This window comes from Umezawaea sp. Da 62-37 (assembly GCF_032460545.1).
Classification (GTDB): Bacteria; Actinomycetota; Actinomycetes; order Mycobacteriales; family Pseudonocardiaceae; genus Umezawaea.
In genome coordinates this window covers 11,326,012-11,339,095 of the sequence record NZ_CP135965.1, presented here as the reverse complement: position 1 = coordinate 11,339,095, position 13,084 = coordinate 11,326,012, and the positions used below count along the sequence as shown (strand labels likewise).

Annotated in this window: 15 protein-coding genes; 12 read left to right on the top strand and 3 right to left on the bottom strand. The window is 71.8% G+C overall.

The window, feature by feature from the left end:
* Position 1: 1 nt before the first annotated feature.
* Together RM788_RS50790 and RM788_RS50785 are read left to right on the top strand one after the other, a co-directional pair.
* Entirely contained in the window at positions 2–1,408 is a 1,407-nt protein-coding gene (locus tag RM788_RS50790; RefSeq protein ID WP_315928962.1) for an adenylosuccinate synthetase, read from the top strand.
* On the top strand, positions 1,320–1,931 hold the full coding sequence (locus RM788_RS50785; RefSeq protein ID WP_315928960.1) for an NUDIX hydrolase: 612 nt from the start codon (positions 1,320–1,322) through the stop codon (positions 1,929–1,931). Before RM788_RS50790 ends, RM788_RS50785 begins: the two co-directional genes overlap by 89 nt.
* Before the next feature lie 320 nt (positions 1,932–2,251).
* On the opposite strand, the gene RM788_RS50780 is transcribed toward RM788_RS50785, so the two are convergent.
* Positions 2,252–3,391 (bottom strand): serine hydrolase domain-containing protein, encoded by a 1,140-nt coding sequence (locus RM788_RS50780; protein WP_315928958.1) that lies wholly within the window; start codon positions 3,389–3,391, stop codon positions 2,252–2,254.
* A gap of 122 nt (positions 3,392–3,513) precedes the next feature.
* On the opposite strand from RM788_RS50780, the gene RM788_RS50775 reads away from it, so the two are divergent.
* The gene (locus tag RM788_RS50775; RefSeq protein WP_315928956.1) at positions 3,514–4,107 is read left to right on the top strand and encodes a QsdR family transcriptional regulator; all 594 of its coding nucleotides are present in this window, start codon (positions 3,514–3,516) and stop codon (positions 4,105–4,107) included.
* 45 nt (positions 4,108–4,152) lie between these two features.
* On the opposite strand, the gene RM788_RS50770 is transcribed toward RM788_RS50775, so the two are convergent.
* Positions 4,153–4,854: a TetR/AcrR family transcriptional regulator gene (locus tag RM788_RS50770; RefSeq protein WP_315928954.1), complete on the bottom strand. Its 702-nt coding sequence runs from the start codon at positions 4,852–4,854 to the stop codon at positions 4,153–4,155.
* An 88-nt stretch (positions 4,855–4,942) separates the two neighbouring features.
* On the opposite strand from RM788_RS50770, the gene RM788_RS50765 reads away from it, so the two are divergent.
* The 3 genes from RM788_RS50765 to RM788_RS50755 all read left to right on the top strand — a co-directional run bounded on the left by RM788_RS50765 (position 4,943) and on the right by RM788_RS50755 (position 7,326).
* Entirely contained in the window at positions 4,943–5,845 is a 903-nt protein-coding gene (locus RM788_RS50765; RefSeq protein ID WP_315928952.1) for an aldo/keto reductase, read from the top strand.
* Between the two features lie 180 nt (positions 5,846–6,025).
* Positions 6,026–7,039, top strand: a complete 1,014-nt coding sequence (locus RM788_RS50760) for a hypothetical protein (protein WP_315928950.1) — start codon at positions 6,026–6,028, stop codon at positions 7,037–7,039.
* Between the two features lie 143 nt (positions 7,040–7,182).
* Positions 7,183–7,326 carry a hypothetical protein gene (locus RM788_RS50755; protein ID WP_315928948.1) on the top strand — a complete coding sequence of 48 codons (144 nt, stop codon included), beginning with the start codon at positions 7,183–7,185 and terminating at the stop codon, positions 7,324–7,326.
* Between the two features lie 159 nt (positions 7,327–7,485).
* Here the strand turns inward: RM788_RS50755 and RM788_RS50750 are convergent, their stop codons facing one another.
* Positions 7,486–7,893 (bottom strand): RidA family protein, encoded by a 408-nt coding sequence (locus RM788_RS50750; RefSeq protein WP_315928946.1) that lies wholly within the window; start codon positions 7,891–7,893, stop codon positions 7,486–7,488.
* A gap of 78 nt (positions 7,894–7,971) precedes the next feature.
* Here RM788_RS50750 and RM788_RS50745 point away from each other — a divergent pair, with 78 nt between their 5' ends.
* The 6 genes from RM788_RS50745 (at position 7,972) to RM788_RS50720 (ending at position 13,063) form a co-directional block, all read left to right on the top strand.
* Complete coding sequence (locus tag RM788_RS50745) at positions 7,972–8,589, top strand: TetR/AcrR family transcriptional regulator (protein WP_315928944.1); 618 nt, start codon at positions 7,972–7,974, stop codon at positions 8,587–8,589.
* 216 nt (positions 8,590–8,805) lie between these two features.
* Positions 8,806–9,414: an ABC transporter permease gene (locus tag RM788_RS50740; RefSeq protein ID WP_399342637.1), complete on the top strand. Its 609-nt coding sequence runs from the start codon at positions 8,806–8,808 to the stop codon at positions 9,412–9,414.
* Positions 9,404–10,507 (top strand): ABC transporter ATP-binding protein, encoded by a 1,104-nt coding sequence (locus RM788_RS50735; protein ID WP_315928940.1) that lies wholly within the window; start codon positions 9,404–9,406, stop codon positions 10,505–10,507. The genes RM788_RS50740 and RM788_RS50735 overlap by 11 nt, the downstream gene beginning before the upstream one ends.
* Complete coding sequence (locus tag RM788_RS50730; RefSeq protein WP_315928938.1) at positions 10,504–11,268, top strand: ABC transporter permease; 765 nt, start codon at positions 10,504–10,506, stop codon at positions 11,266–11,268. The genes RM788_RS50735 and RM788_RS50730 overlap by 4 nt, the downstream gene beginning before the upstream one ends.
* On the top strand, positions 11,265–12,248 hold the full coding sequence (locus tag RM788_RS50725; RefSeq protein ID WP_315928936.1) for a glycine betaine ABC transporter substrate-binding protein: 984 nt from the start codon (positions 11,265–11,267) through the stop codon (positions 12,246–12,248). The genes RM788_RS50730 and RM788_RS50725 overlap by 4 nt, the downstream gene beginning before the upstream one ends.
* Before the next feature lie 167 nt (positions 12,249–12,415).
* On the top strand, positions 12,416–13,063 hold the full coding sequence (locus tag RM788_RS50720; protein ID WP_315928934.1) for a DUF6518 family protein: 648 nt from the start codon (positions 12,416–12,418) through the stop codon (positions 13,061–13,063).
* Positions 13,064–13,084: the final 21 nt, after the last annotated feature.

Sequence of the window (13,084 nt, the reverse complement as noted above, 5' to 3'; positions counted from 1 at the left end):
CGTGGCGAACGCGGAGCACGTCATCGTCGTCGGGCTGGGCTTCGGCGACGAGGGCAAGGGAGCGGTGGTCGACGCGCTGTGCGCCGACGGGCCGGTGGTCTCGGTGGTGCGGTTCAACGGCGGCGCGCAGGCCGCGCACAACGTGGTCGTCGGCGAACGGCACCACACGTTCAGCCAGTTCGGGTCGGGCACGCTCGCGGGCGTGCCGACCTTCCTCTCCCGGCACGTGCTGGTCGAGCCGATCGCGCTGGCCACCGAGTCGCGGGAACTGGCGGCGCTGGGCGTCGAGGACCCGTTGGGACTGGTCACGATCGACGCGGACGCGCTGCTCACCACCCCGTTCCACGTGGCCGCGAACCGGGCGCGCGAGGACGCCAGGGGCGAGGGCAGGCACGGCTCGTGCGGCAAGGGCATCGGCGAGACCGCGTGGTACGCCCTGCTGGAGCGGCGCGGCGCCGTGGCGGGCGACGTCGTGGAGGGCCAGGAGGTGCCCGGTACGCCGGGGCCCGCGCCGACGGTCGGCGACTGCGCGGACCCGAAGGCGTTGCGCCGCAAGCTCGACGCGCTGGCCCGGTGCTACGGGCCGCTGATCGGCGACGGCCAGTCGGTGGACGAGCTCGTGTCGCTGTACCGGGCGTTCGCGGACGCGGTGCGGACGACGTCGGGTGACGAGGTGGGGCGCCTCGCCGACACCGGGCGGCTCGTGTTCGAAGGCGCGCAAGGTGTTCTGCTGGACGAGCACCGCGGGTTCCACCCGCACACCACCTGGTCCACCGTCACGCCCGACAACGCTCGCGCGCTGCTCGGCGGACGGGCGGCCCGCGTGCTGGGCGTGACGCGGACCTACCAGACCCGGCACGGCGCCGGGCCGCTGCCGACCGAGGACCACGCGCTGCTCGCCCGGTTCCCCGAACGCCACAACGGCGCCGGCGAGTACCAGGGGGCGTGGCGGGCCGGGCACCTGGACGCGGTGCTGCTGCGGTACGCCGTGGCCGCGTGCGGCGGTGTCGACGGGCTGGCCGTCACCCACCTGGACGCGCCCACCTCGTGGGTCTCCACCGCCTACTGGGCCGACTCGACCCGGTGCGTCGACCTGCCGGACCGACCGGACCTCACGGGGTTCCTGACCAGGTGCGCCCCGGAACTGGAGGCCATGCCGGATCCGGTGGCGTGGCTGGAGGAGGCGTTCGGCCTGCCGGTGCGCGTCACCGCTTCGGGTCCCGACCGCGCCGACTACTCCGTCCGGAGCCCGCGACCGCGCCGAGGTGCGGGAGAATCCGGGCATGGAAGCGCCCCGAATCGAGTCGACGTTGGTGTCGGTGGACGTGCTCGCGCTGCGGTTCGACCCGGTGGCCCGCGCGGTGCTGCTGGGGGTGGCACCGCGCGCGCTGGAGCCGTTCGCCGGTGACCTCGCCCTGCCGGGTGTGCTGCTCGGCCGGGGCGAGCGGTTGCGCGACGCGACGAGGCGGGCGGTCACCGGGAAGCTCGGCGTCGCCGAGGAGGCGATGACGGCGGCGGGCCAGCTCGCCACGTTCGACGAGCCCTCCCGCGACCCGCGCGGGCCGACGCTGTCGGTCGCCCTGTGGGCCACGGTGGACCCGGCCCATCTCGGTGCTGAGGGGCCGACATGGGTGCCGTTGGGATCGGTGCCACCGCTGGCGTTCGACCACGACCGGATCGTGGCCGACTGCCGTCCGCTGCTGGCTGATCGGTTGTGGCGGGACACGGGGTTCACGTCGGGGTTGCTGGGGCGGGAGTTCACGACGGCGCAGGCGTTGGACGTGACGGAGGCGCTGACCGGGGATCGGCCCTATCCGGCGAACCTGGGTCGCACGATGGACCGGATCGCGGGGTTGGAGCGGACCGAGCAGCACGCCGCGTCCTTGCCGAAGGGCGGGCGGCCGCCGCTGGTGTGGCGGTGGGTTTCCTGAGGGGGTGGGTTCTGCGGCTTGGTCGGGGGTTGTGCGTTGATCGGGCATGGTGGGCTGATGTGGCAAGTCGTGGATCGCATCAGAGGACTCCGGGTGCGGCCGACTTGACTTGGGGCCCCTCTTTTGGCCCTGCGGGCCCAAAAGGGGCAGGGGCGAAGATCCCAGCCCGCCGAACCAGTGCAGGGCCAGAACCCCAAGTGAAGTCGGCCGCACGAGCGGACGCCTGCGCGCTCGGTTCCAGCGTGGTTGGGGTCTGGGTGCTTTGCTGTCAGCGTGGCTGGGGTCTGGGTGCTTGACCTGCACTATCCACAGTGGACAGTTCAGTCCAGGCAGGCGTAGGTGGTCTCCACGTAGTCCTGAGAGCGGTCGGACCCGATGATGCCGGGCGCCATCCGGTTCATCATGTAGCTGATGGTGACCCGGCGGTCGAGGTCCATCATGATGACCGAGCCGCCCCATCCACCCCAGTAGCAGGCGCGGCCCTGCGGTGCGTAGGGCACGGTCTGCGTTTCGGGTAGCGCGAAGCCGACGCCGAAGCGCAGCGGTACGCCCAGAACCAGGTCGACGCCGTTGCTCTGCTCGTCGAAGATGACGTCGATGGTGTCCGGCGAGAGCAGCCGGACGCCGTCGACCGTGCCGCCCAACGACAGCGACTTGAGGATGCGGGCGACCGAGCGGGCGTTGCCGTGGCCGTTGACCGCGCCCATGTCCGCCCGGCGCCAGTCCGGCGTGTTGGCCGCGGAGGCATCCGTGGCGGGTGCGCTGAACGTCTTCACCATCGGGCTCTCCGGGTCGAGCGCGGCGAGGTCGAACGGCAGCGGGGGCGGTGGGACGACCGGCGCGATCCGGTCCCAGTCGGACTCGCGGGCGCCGATCTGGAAGTCCGCGCCCAGCGGGCCCGCGATCTCCTCGGCGACGAACGCCTTGAGCGGCTTGCCGCTGACCCGACGAACCACCTCGCCGACGAGGTGGCCCTGGTTGCTGGCGTGGTAACCCGACGCGGTTCCCGGTTCCCACCAAGGCTTCTGGGCGGCGAGCCGCTTGGTCGCGGTGTCCCAGTCGTACATGTCCTCCACGGCGAACGGCGTCTCCCAGCCGGACACGCCCGAGGTGTGGCCGAGCAGGTGTCGGACCTCGACGCGCTCCTTGCCGTTCTCGGCGAACTCCGGCCAGTACTTCGCGACGGGCGCGTACGGGTCGAGCAGGCCGCGGTCGACGAGCACGAGCGCGGACAGGTTCGTCACGGTCTTCGTCGTCGACCAGACGTTGGTGATGGTGTCCTCGGTCCACGGCGACGTGTGCTCGGCATCGCGCCAACCGGCCCAGATGTCGACGACGGTCGTGCCGTCCACGTCCACCACGACGCTCGCGCCCAGTTCGTTGCCCGACTCCACCTGGCGGGCGAGGGCGTCCTTCACCGGTTCGAACCGGGCGTCCCAGCTCCCTGACACATCGACCATGACCTCGAGCCCTTCTTCGCGCAACGCTGAGCGATCATGGTGCAACCGTGCAACACACCATGGACTTCGTTACACACTAGGCTCGGCCAACACGGGTGGGCAAGGGATCGACGGGGGCACCGGTGGACGAGCAGGACCAGGTCACCGCACTGGGCAGGGCTTTGCGCGGCACGTCGTGCCGCCCCACCGTCATGGACGCCTTCACCGCGGCCCGCCGCCGGTTCGCCGCGGGCGAGCGGATCGACATGCAGGGGCTGGCCGACGAGCTGGGCGTCAACCGGGTCACCCTGTACCGCTGGGTCGGCTCGCGCGAGCAGCTCATCACCGAGGTGCTGTGGGCGGCCACCCGCAAGAGCTTCGACACCTACCGCGCCGAGCCCGTCGAGGGCCCGCGCACCGCCGCCGCGCTGACCGCGTTCGTCCGCGACGTGAACGAGCACCCCGGTATGCGGCAACTGCTGCGCGACGAGCCCGCGTTCGCGCTCGGCCTGCTGACCAGCACGTCCGGCGAGTACCAGCAGCGGTACCTCGGGCTGATCCGCGAGCTGATCGAGGAGGACCGCGCCGCGGGCCTGGTGTCCTCGGAGATCCCGCTGGACGACCTGGCCTACACCGCCGCGCGCATCACCGAGTCCTACATCCACACCCGCGTGCTCATCGGCGAGCAGCCCGACGCCCGACGCGCCGAGGTGGTGCTCCGGGTGCTGCTGCGCTGAGCGCGTCGGGCGGGAACCAGGCCTGGCACCCGCAACCCGAGCACCTTAGCGGGCGAGCCGGTCGAGCCAGTCGCGGAGCAGGGCGGTCTCGGCGGGGCGGAGCGGGAGGGCGGCCCCGTCCGCCGCGGTGAGGGCCGCGTCAAGGGCCAGGGCCCTGGAGGCGAGGCCCGGTTCCGCGGCCGGGGGCGGGTCGGTGGTGAGGGAGTCGACCAGGAGGTCGCGCATCCTCGCGGAGGTCTCCGGGTCGCCGTTCCCGGCGCCATCGGCGATCAGCGACAGGGTGACACCGGTGGCGGCGGCCTGGGTGAGGCGGACGGCGAGGGCGGGCGGGACCCGGAGGCGACCCGCGGCGGCGACGCGGTCGATGAACGTCCTCAGCAGACCCTCGGCCTCGTCGGCGACGGGCGGTCGGCGGCCGGGGCGGTCGGTGCCGTGCATCAGCAGGTAGAAGGCGGGGTGGCGGAGGCCGAAGTCGACGTGCGCGTCCCAGCCGCGGCGCATGTCGGCGACCGGGTCGTCGGTGTGCGCCAGGCCGTGCTTCCCGGCCAGGTAGAGGTCGAAGGCGTGGATGGCCAGTGCCGCGAGGAGGCCGTCCTTGTCGTCGAAGAGCTGGTAGAGGGAGGCGGCGCGGATGCCCGCCGCCGCGGCGACCGAGCGCGTGGAGACCGCCTGGACGCCCTCCCGTTCCAGAATTTCTGCCGCCACCTCGAGGATCTGCCGCCGGGTGCGGCTCTTCGCGTCGTCCACTGTTGCGATGCTACGGCATCAGGCGTATCACTGGAACAGGCACTGCTGCGGACTTGGCCGTAGCAGTGGAACAGCGAGGGAGAAGCCAGTGAACCGGGTCGGATATGGGGCGATGCAGCTCGCCGGACCGAACGTCTGGGGACCGCCCGACGACCCCGAGGCGGCGCGGCGGGTGCTGCGCCTGGCCGTCGAACTGGGGGTCGGGTTCTTCGACACCGCGAACGCGTACGGGCCGCGCACCGTCAACCGGTTGATCGGGGAGGCGCTGCGCCCGTTCCCGGAAGGGGTGGTCGTCGGCAACAAGGTCGGAGCCGGGCGCGGACCGGACAGGTCGTGGATCCTCACGAGCCACCCGGACGCGATCCGGAGCCAGGTCCACGAGGCCCTGACCGACATGGGGGTCGAGGCGAGCGAGCTGACGTACCTGAGGCTCGGCGGCGACAGTCCGATGCCGGCGAGCGGGGTGCCGCTGGAGGACTCGCTCGGCGCGCTCGTCGAACTGCGCGACCAGGGGCTCATCCGGCGCATCGGGCTGTCCGGGGCGACACCGGCGATGCTGGCCCGCGCGCAGGAGCTGACGCCGATCGCGGCCGTGCAGAACCGCTTCAACCTGCTCGACCGCAGCGGCGTCCAGGTCCTCGCCGACTGCGAGGCGCAGGGCGTGCTGTTCGTGCCCTACTACCCGCTGGCCGCCGGAAGGCTCGCGGACCACGACGAGCTGACCGGCCCCGCGGAGCGCCTCGGCGCGACACCCGCCCAGGTCGCGCTGGCCTGGCTGCTGCGCCGCTCCCCCGCCGTCGTCGTCATCCCCGGCACGGCGAACCCCGACCACCTGCGCGCCAACACGGGCGCGGCGCAGGTCGCCGAGGACCTGACCGACGCCGAGGTGGCCCGCCTGACCGACCTGGTCGACGAGTCGCGGGCCGTCATCGACCAGCCGCACCAGTCCACGGTCGACGCGCTCAGGGCCGCGACGGGGAGCCGCCGCTGAGCGACCGCGGGTCGGCGTTCCACCGCTGGCGGAACGCCGACCGCGACGCTCGACCATCCGTGTCCGGCACACCTGTCGAGTCGCTGTCTCATCACGTCTCACTTGGTTGAACGTTGAACCACTTTGGGCATAGTGATCACCGCGGCGCCACACGGGTGCCGCAGACGAGGAGCAGCGACTGTGACCTCACACCGGATCAAGGCCCTCGCCGCGTTCGCGGCGGCGGTGCTCGTCCTCGTGACGCCCCTCGTGACCGCCCCCGCCGCCTCCGCGGCGAGTTCGAAGTTCTGCGACGGCGGCGGGTTCACCGTGCTGGGCAAGAGCGGCACCAACGAGTTCCGCGGCACCGTGCCCGCGCCGGCGGGCCGGTTCACCGTGCAGGGCAAGTACACCCGGTTCGACGTCGACCCCGCCACGCTGGGGATCTACGACCACGGCTTCACCGGGGCCGCCAACGTCGGCGACATGACCGGCGGGCGGGCCACCCCCCTGTACGCGAGCAAGGTGCCTGACCACCGCGGCCTGACCATGACCGGCGGCATCGAACTGCGGGTGCGCAAGGAGACCGTGGAGATCAGCCGCGAGGGCACCGGCGGGCTGAGCGTGAAGATCACCGCGAAGGACTGCGCGCAGGGCGGCATCTTCCAGATGGAGCCCGAACGCGGCGACGGCGCGCGCACCCGGATCGTGCACACGTTGGCGGACAACACCTTCTACTACGACAACCCGGCGTTCCGCGCGCAGCTGGGCAAGTTCCTCGGCTCGCAGTGCACCGACGTCGCGACCGGCCCGCCCGACCAGTTCTGCGTGCAGGTCACCCCGCGGGTCAACATCGCCGCCGACTCGGCGCCCGGGCTCGTGCTGCGCGACAGCGCGCAGGTCGCCACCCGGATCCGGCAGGCGTCCTGCGGTCCGGACTTCACCAACACCCTCGGCCTGGCCGAGACCCGCGACCACTGCGGCGGCGTCAGCGTCTGGGACGTGGCCAGCGGCGGCCGGATGGGCATGGTCACCGGCGAGGACGCGACCGAGGTCGCCAACCCGCCGACCAACTGCACCACCGACTGCCAGGCGGAGAACGGCGTGAACGGCGAACTCGCCGTGCTCGGCTTCCCCTCCCCCGCCCCGACCGCGAGCAGGCTGGCCCCGCGCTCGTCGACCGACGGACTCGACAGCCCGATCACGGCCCCCTAGGTCGGAGGCGCCCGGTGTGACGACGTGCCGCACCGGGCATGTCCGATGTGGACGGGGAGTCGCCGCGCCGTCCGAGGGGCATCGACCGGGTGAGCGGTTCCCGATCGAGGTGTGAACCGGCGGCCGCCGGTGTAACCGCACCCATGTCGACCACACCGCGCAAGCCCGGCAACGATTCCCACGAGGACGACACCGCGGGCCCCGCCGCCCCGGACCGCGAGCTGTCCTCCGACGACAACACCGACGAGCCCGCCGTGCTCACCCCGGCCACCGAGGACCCCGAGTAGCGGCAGCCCCGTGGTGGAAGCGTCGACAAGTCGGCGCTTCCACGCCGTCCGCGGCCCGGCACCCGGACCTCGACATCGATGGCTCGCACCGCCTGCTCGGCGGCCGCGAGCCGTCGGCGGAGCGGTTCGAGCGCCGGGCCGCGGCGGTGACGACCCCCGTCAGTCGATGACGGCGGTGGCTTCCACCTCCACCAGCAGGTCGGGCTCGGCCAGCGCGGCGACACCGATCCCGGTGAGCGGCGCGGCCGGGGTGACGCCCAGCTTCGCCGCGGCGCGGGCGACGCCCTCCACGAACAGCGGCATCCTGTCCGGCGTCCAGTCGACGAGGTAGACGGTCAGCTTCGCCACGTCGTCGAAGGTGGCGCCGACCGCGGCCAGCGCGGTGCCGAGGTTGAGGTAGCACTGCTCGACCTGGGCCGCGAAGTCGCCTTCGCCGACCTTGCCGCCGTCGGCGTCGCGGGCGACCTGCCCCGCGATGAACACCAGCTTCGAACCCGAGGCGACCGAGACCTGCCGGTAGATGTCCACCTGGGGCAGGCCCGCGGGGTTCACCAGGGTGATGGTCATGCCGACTCCTTGTCGTCGAGGACCCGTGCGGCCGGGTCCTCCGAAACATAGCATTGCTATGCCATGTAACCTGACGCCATGGCCAGGTCGAAGGATCCGGCGGTCCGCACGCTGCTCGTCGAACGGGCCGCGCACATGCTCCGCACCCGTGAACCAGTCACCCTGCGCTCGCTGGTGGCCGGGACTCCCATGTCGACGATGGCGGTCTACACCCACTTCGGCGGCATGAACGGCATGTGGCGGGCCGTGCGCCAGGAGGGCTTCACCAGGCTGGCGGCCGGGTTCGCGGGGGTCACCACGACCGAGGACCCCGTCCGGGACCTGACCGCCCTGGTCGTGGCCTACCTCCGCAACGCCCTCGACCACCCCGACCTGTACCGGGTCATGTTCGACGCGGACTTCGACCTCGAGGACCTCAAGGCGGCCGACGCGACCCTGGAGCACATGGTGCGGGCCGCTTCGCGCGGCCGGACCGCGGGCCGCTTCCGCGAGGACGTCGTCCCGCTGGACCTCGCGACCCAGAGCTGGGCGATCGGCCACGGGCTGGTGTCGCTGGTCGCCACCGGCCCCCTGCCGCCCCAGGCGCTCGACCACGGCGTCCCCATGCTCATCGGGTTGTTCACCGGCGCGGGCGATCACCCCGGCGAATGCCGCACCTCGGTCGAACAAGGCTGGAAGCTGCCAACGGCCGGATAGGACCACCGCTTGATCCACCGGACCCGTTGTGCCCCAAGCGATCCACAGTCGACTCGTCCCGGTCGGATGTCGACAGTGGACTGTCCACAGTGGACGTTTTACCGATGCTGACCTTGAGGGATGCGCCGAATCCCTCTAGGGTCTTGGCAACCTGTACCGAAGGGGGCACCCACAGTGACCTTCTGGGACTTCGTGGCCGACCGGTGGAATCGGCTGGTGGGTGAAGCGCTCCTGCACGTCAGCGCGGTCGTCCAGTGCACGGTGCTGGCTGCCGCGATCGGCATCGGCATCGGCGTCGTGGTGCACCGCAGCCCACTGGGCTCGGCCGTCGCCACCGCCCTGACCAGCGCGATCCTCACCATCCCGTCGTTCGCCCTGCTCGGCCTGCTGATCCCGGTCCTCGGCCTCGGCGCCCCGCCGACCGTGGTGGCGCTGGTGCTCTACGGCCTGCTCCCGATCGTGCGCAACACGATCGTCGGGTTGAACGGCGTGGACGCCTCGGTGCGCGACGCCGCCCGCGGCATCGGGATGAGCCGCGCGGGGGTGCTGACCAGGGTCGAACTCCGGCTGGCGTGGCCCGCGATCCTCGCGGGCGTGCGCATCTCGACCCAGATGCTGATGGGCATCGCCGCGATCGCCGCCTACGCGAGAGGGCCGGGGCTCGGTGTCGAGATCTTCGCGGGGCTCACCAGGGCGGGCAGTGCCAACGCCACCAACCAGGCCATCGCCGGCACCGTCGGCATCGTCGTCCTCGCGCTGCTCCTCGACGGGATCTTCGCGCTGATCGGCCGCTACACCGTCTCCAGGGGGATCCGTGGCGAGTGAGATCGAGCTCATCGACGTGACCAAGCGGTACCCCGGTACCGAACTGCCCGCGGTGGACTCGGTCAGCATGACCATCCCCGCGGGCGAGATCGTGGTGTTCGTCGGCCCGTCGGGCTGCGGCAAGACCACCACCATGCGGATGATCAACCGGCTGATCGAGCCCACGTCGGGCCGCATCACCATCGACGGCGAGGACACGCTGTCCCTCGACCCCGACCGGCTGCGCCGCGGCATCGGCTACGCCATCCAGCAGGCGGGGCTGTTCCCGCACCTCACGGTCGGGCAGAACGTCGGCATGGTGCCGGGCCTGCTCGGGTGGGACAAGAAGAAGTCCACCGATCGCGTGGACGAGATGCTCGACCTCGTGGGCCTCGACCCCGGCGACTACCGCGACCGGTACCCCCGGCAGCTCTCGGGTGGCCAGCAGCAGCGCGTCGGCGTGGCCAGGGCGCTGGCCGCGGACCCGCCGGTCCTGCTCATGGACGAGCCGTTCGGCGCGGTCGACCCGATCACCCGCGGCAACCTCCAGGACGAGCTGATGCGGCTCCAGGCCGAGCTGCGCAAGACCATCGTGTTCGTCACCCACGACTTCGGCGAGGCGGTCAAGCTCGGCGACCGGATCGCCGTGCTGGGTCCGCAGTCGCGGATCCTCCAGTACGACACGCCGGAGCAGATCCTCGCCAACCCGGCCGACGACACCGTCGCCGGGTTCATCGGGGCGGGCGCCTCGCTCAAGCAGCTGACGCTGCTGCGGGTCCGGGAGGTCGAGCTGACCAAGGCGATCACCGCCAAGGTCGGCGACGACCCGGCCGCGATCCGCCGCACGCTCACCGAGGCGGGACGCGGGTTCGCGCTGCTGCTGGACGACCGCGGCAGGCCCGCCAGCTGGGTGCACGCCCGCACCCCCGGCAGCCCGATCCCCGTCGGGGACTCGGTGACGTTGCAATCGACGTTGCAGGACGCCCTGGAGGCGATCCTCACCGAAGGCGGCGCCGCCGTGGTCACCGGTTCCCGCGGTGAGTACGTCGGCCTGGTCGAGATCGACACCGTCATGAACACGGTGCGCCGCCTGCGCGAGGAGGCGGGCGCGTGACGGCCGCGGCGGTCCAGCGGCAGCAGCAGCGGCGGTCCGACCGGCTGCGGCTGCTGGTCCAGCCGATCGCCGTGGTGGCGCTGGTCTGCGGCGTGCTGGTGTGGGCGTTCGCCCAGGACCTCGACTCGATCGAGAAGCAGAGCCTGACCGCGTCCGCGCTGCTGTCCGCGACGTGGGACCACCTGGTGATCAGCTTCGTGGTGACCGGGCTCGTGCTCGTCGTGGCGGTCCCCCTGGGCATCGTGCTGACCCGCCCGTGGGCTCGGCGCGTCGCCCCGGTGTTCCTGGGCATCGCCACGATCGGGCAGGCCTCCCCCGCCATCGGCGTGCTGGTGCTGTTCTTCCTGGCGACGGGACTGGAAGGGCTGTGGGCGGCGGTGCTGCCGATCGCCTTCTACACACTGCTCCCGGTGCTGCGCAACACGATGGTGGGCTTGCAGGGCGTCGACCCGGCGCTGATCGACGCGGGCCGGGGCATCGGCATGTCCACCGGGTCGGTGCTGCGGCGGATCGAACTGCCGCTGGCCGTCCCGCTGATCCTGGCCGGGCTGCGCACCGCGCTGGTGCTCGCCGTCGGCGTGGCCACGCTCGCGGTGTTCGTCAACGGCGGCGGCCTCGGCCTGCTGATCGACACCGGCTACAAGCTCGCCCGCTTCCCCGTGCTGATCACCGGTGCCGTGCTGGCCGTCGGCCTGGCGCTGCTGGTGGACTGGCTCGGCGCGGTCGCCGAGACCTACCTGGGACCGAAGGGGCTGCGATGAGCGGGACCGCGCGACGACTGGCCGTGCTGGCCGCCGTGACCGGACTGCTCGCGTCCGGCTGCGGCCTGGAGACCACGTTCGCGCTGCCGTTCGACGTGGCGCCGGGCTCGATCAAGCCGGTGCCGGAACTGGACGGCGTGGGCGTCGCGGTGGGGTCCAAGGACTTCACCGAGAACCAGGTGCTGGGCTACATCGCCGAGGTCGCGCTCACCGCGGCCGGGGCCGAGGTCCGGGACATGACCAACATCCAGGGCTCCAACAGCTCGCGGCAGGCCCTGCTCACCGGTGACATCGACCTGTCGTGGGACTACACCGGCACGGGCTGGATCAGCTACCTCGGCAACACCGACCCCGTCCCCGACGAACGGGCCCAGTACGAGGCCGTCCGCGACGCCGACCTCGCCGCCAACGGCTTGCGGTGGCTGGACTACTCGGCCGTGAACAACACCTACGCCTTCGCCGTCACCCAGGAGTTCGCGCGGGCCAACAACCTCAAGACCACCTCGGACATGGCGGCGCTGGTGCGCGACTCCCCCGACAAGGCGGTGTTCTGCCTCGAGACGGAGTTCATCAGCCGCAACGACGGGTTCCCCGGCGTGGCGAAGACCTACGGGTTCGACGTGGGAGCGGTGCAGGTCAAGACGTTCGGGTCCGGCACGATCTACACGGCGACGTCCACGGGTTCGTGCAACTTCGGCGAGGTGTTCACGACCGACGGGCGGATCCTCGCGCTGGACCTGGTGGTGCTGGAGGACGACAAGAAGTTCTTCCCGCAGTACAACGCCACCATCGTGCTGCGCGACGAGTTCGAGAAGGCCCACCCGCAGGTCGCGAAGATCATGGCTCCGGTGGTGGAGAAGCTGGACAACGACACCATCCGGAAGCTGAACGCCGAGGTGGACGTGAACGGCCACGACCCGGCGGTGGTGGCTCGGGACTGGATGGTGCGCGAGGGGTTCGTGTCGCTGCCGTCGTCGTAGCGGTGGGGTCTCGAGTCGGCTGAAGACCTAGGGCCGACGACGGTCTTGGATCTGGCGGAGTTCCCGGTCCGGCGAGCCCTCGGCGTCGGTGGAATGGCCATGCGGTGGGGCCGCATCGGCCACACGGCTGATGTCCGGCCGTCCGGACTGGCGGGAGGCTGATCGCCATGTCCACCACCACCACCACCCGTCCCGCGTCCGCGGCGGCGTCGACCGCCATGTCGGCGGGCGCGGCGTTGATCGCCGGGCTGTTCGTCGGCGCGCTCACCAACGTGCTGCAAGGCGTGCTGCCGGACGGGTTGCAGGCGTTGTCCAATTCGGGGTCCGTGTGGTCGGCGGCGGCGTTCGCGGCGGGTGCGATGGCCATCCTGCCGAGGGTCGCGGTCCTGGCGGGAACGGTGACCGAGGTCGGTGCGGTCGTCGGTTACTACGCCTACGCCGAACTGGTCCGCGACGGCATGGGGGACCTGGCGTACCCGCTGTTCTGGCTGGCGATCGCGCTGGTCGCGGGTCCGCTTTTCGGGACGGCGGGAGCGTGGTGGCGCACCGGGATCGGGTGGCGGCGGGTCGCGGGGCCCGCTCTGCTCGGCGCAGTCTTCGGGATGGACGCGCTGTGGTACCAGTTCGCGCTGGGGTACCACGGCAACGCGATCGGGTACGGGGTCGTCGGCCTGCTCGTGCCGGTGCTGCTGGGGTCGACCACCCGGCTCCGGCTCATCGGGGTGGCGGCGGCGGCGGTGCTGTCCGTGGTCGCCGTGGGGGCGCTGTGGGTGGTGACCGGGTTGCCGGTCCTCGTGGCCGTGATGACGCGCTGAGGACAAGCACGTGCGGCCGCC

Excerpts from the sequence above, each read along its gene's own strand:
- RM788_RS50755 (WP_315928948.1), top strand. The coding sequence starts at position 7,183 with ATGTCGACCACACCGCGCAAGCCCGGCAACGATTCCCACGAGGACGAC.
- RM788_RS50745 (WP_315928944.1), top strand. The coding sequence starts at position 7,972 with ATGGCCAGGTCGAAGGATCCGGCGGTCCGCACGCTGCTCGTCGAACGG.
- RM788_RS50750 (WP_315928946.1), bottom strand. The coding sequence starts at position 7,893 with ATGACCATCACCCTGGTGAACCCCGCGGGCCTGCCCCAGGTGGACATC.
- RM788_RS50725 (WP_315928936.1), top strand. The coding sequence starts at position 11,265 with ATGAGCGGGACCGCGCGACGACTGGCCGTGCTGGCCGCCGTGACCGGA.
- RM788_RS50720 (WP_315928934.1), top strand. The coding sequence starts at position 12,416 with ATGTCCACCACCACCACCACCCGTCCCGCGTCCGCGGCGGCGTCGACC.
- RM788_RS50780 (WP_315928958.1), bottom strand. The coding sequence starts at position 3,391 with ATGGTCGATGTGTCAGGGAGCTGGGACGCCCGGTTCGAACCGGTGAAG.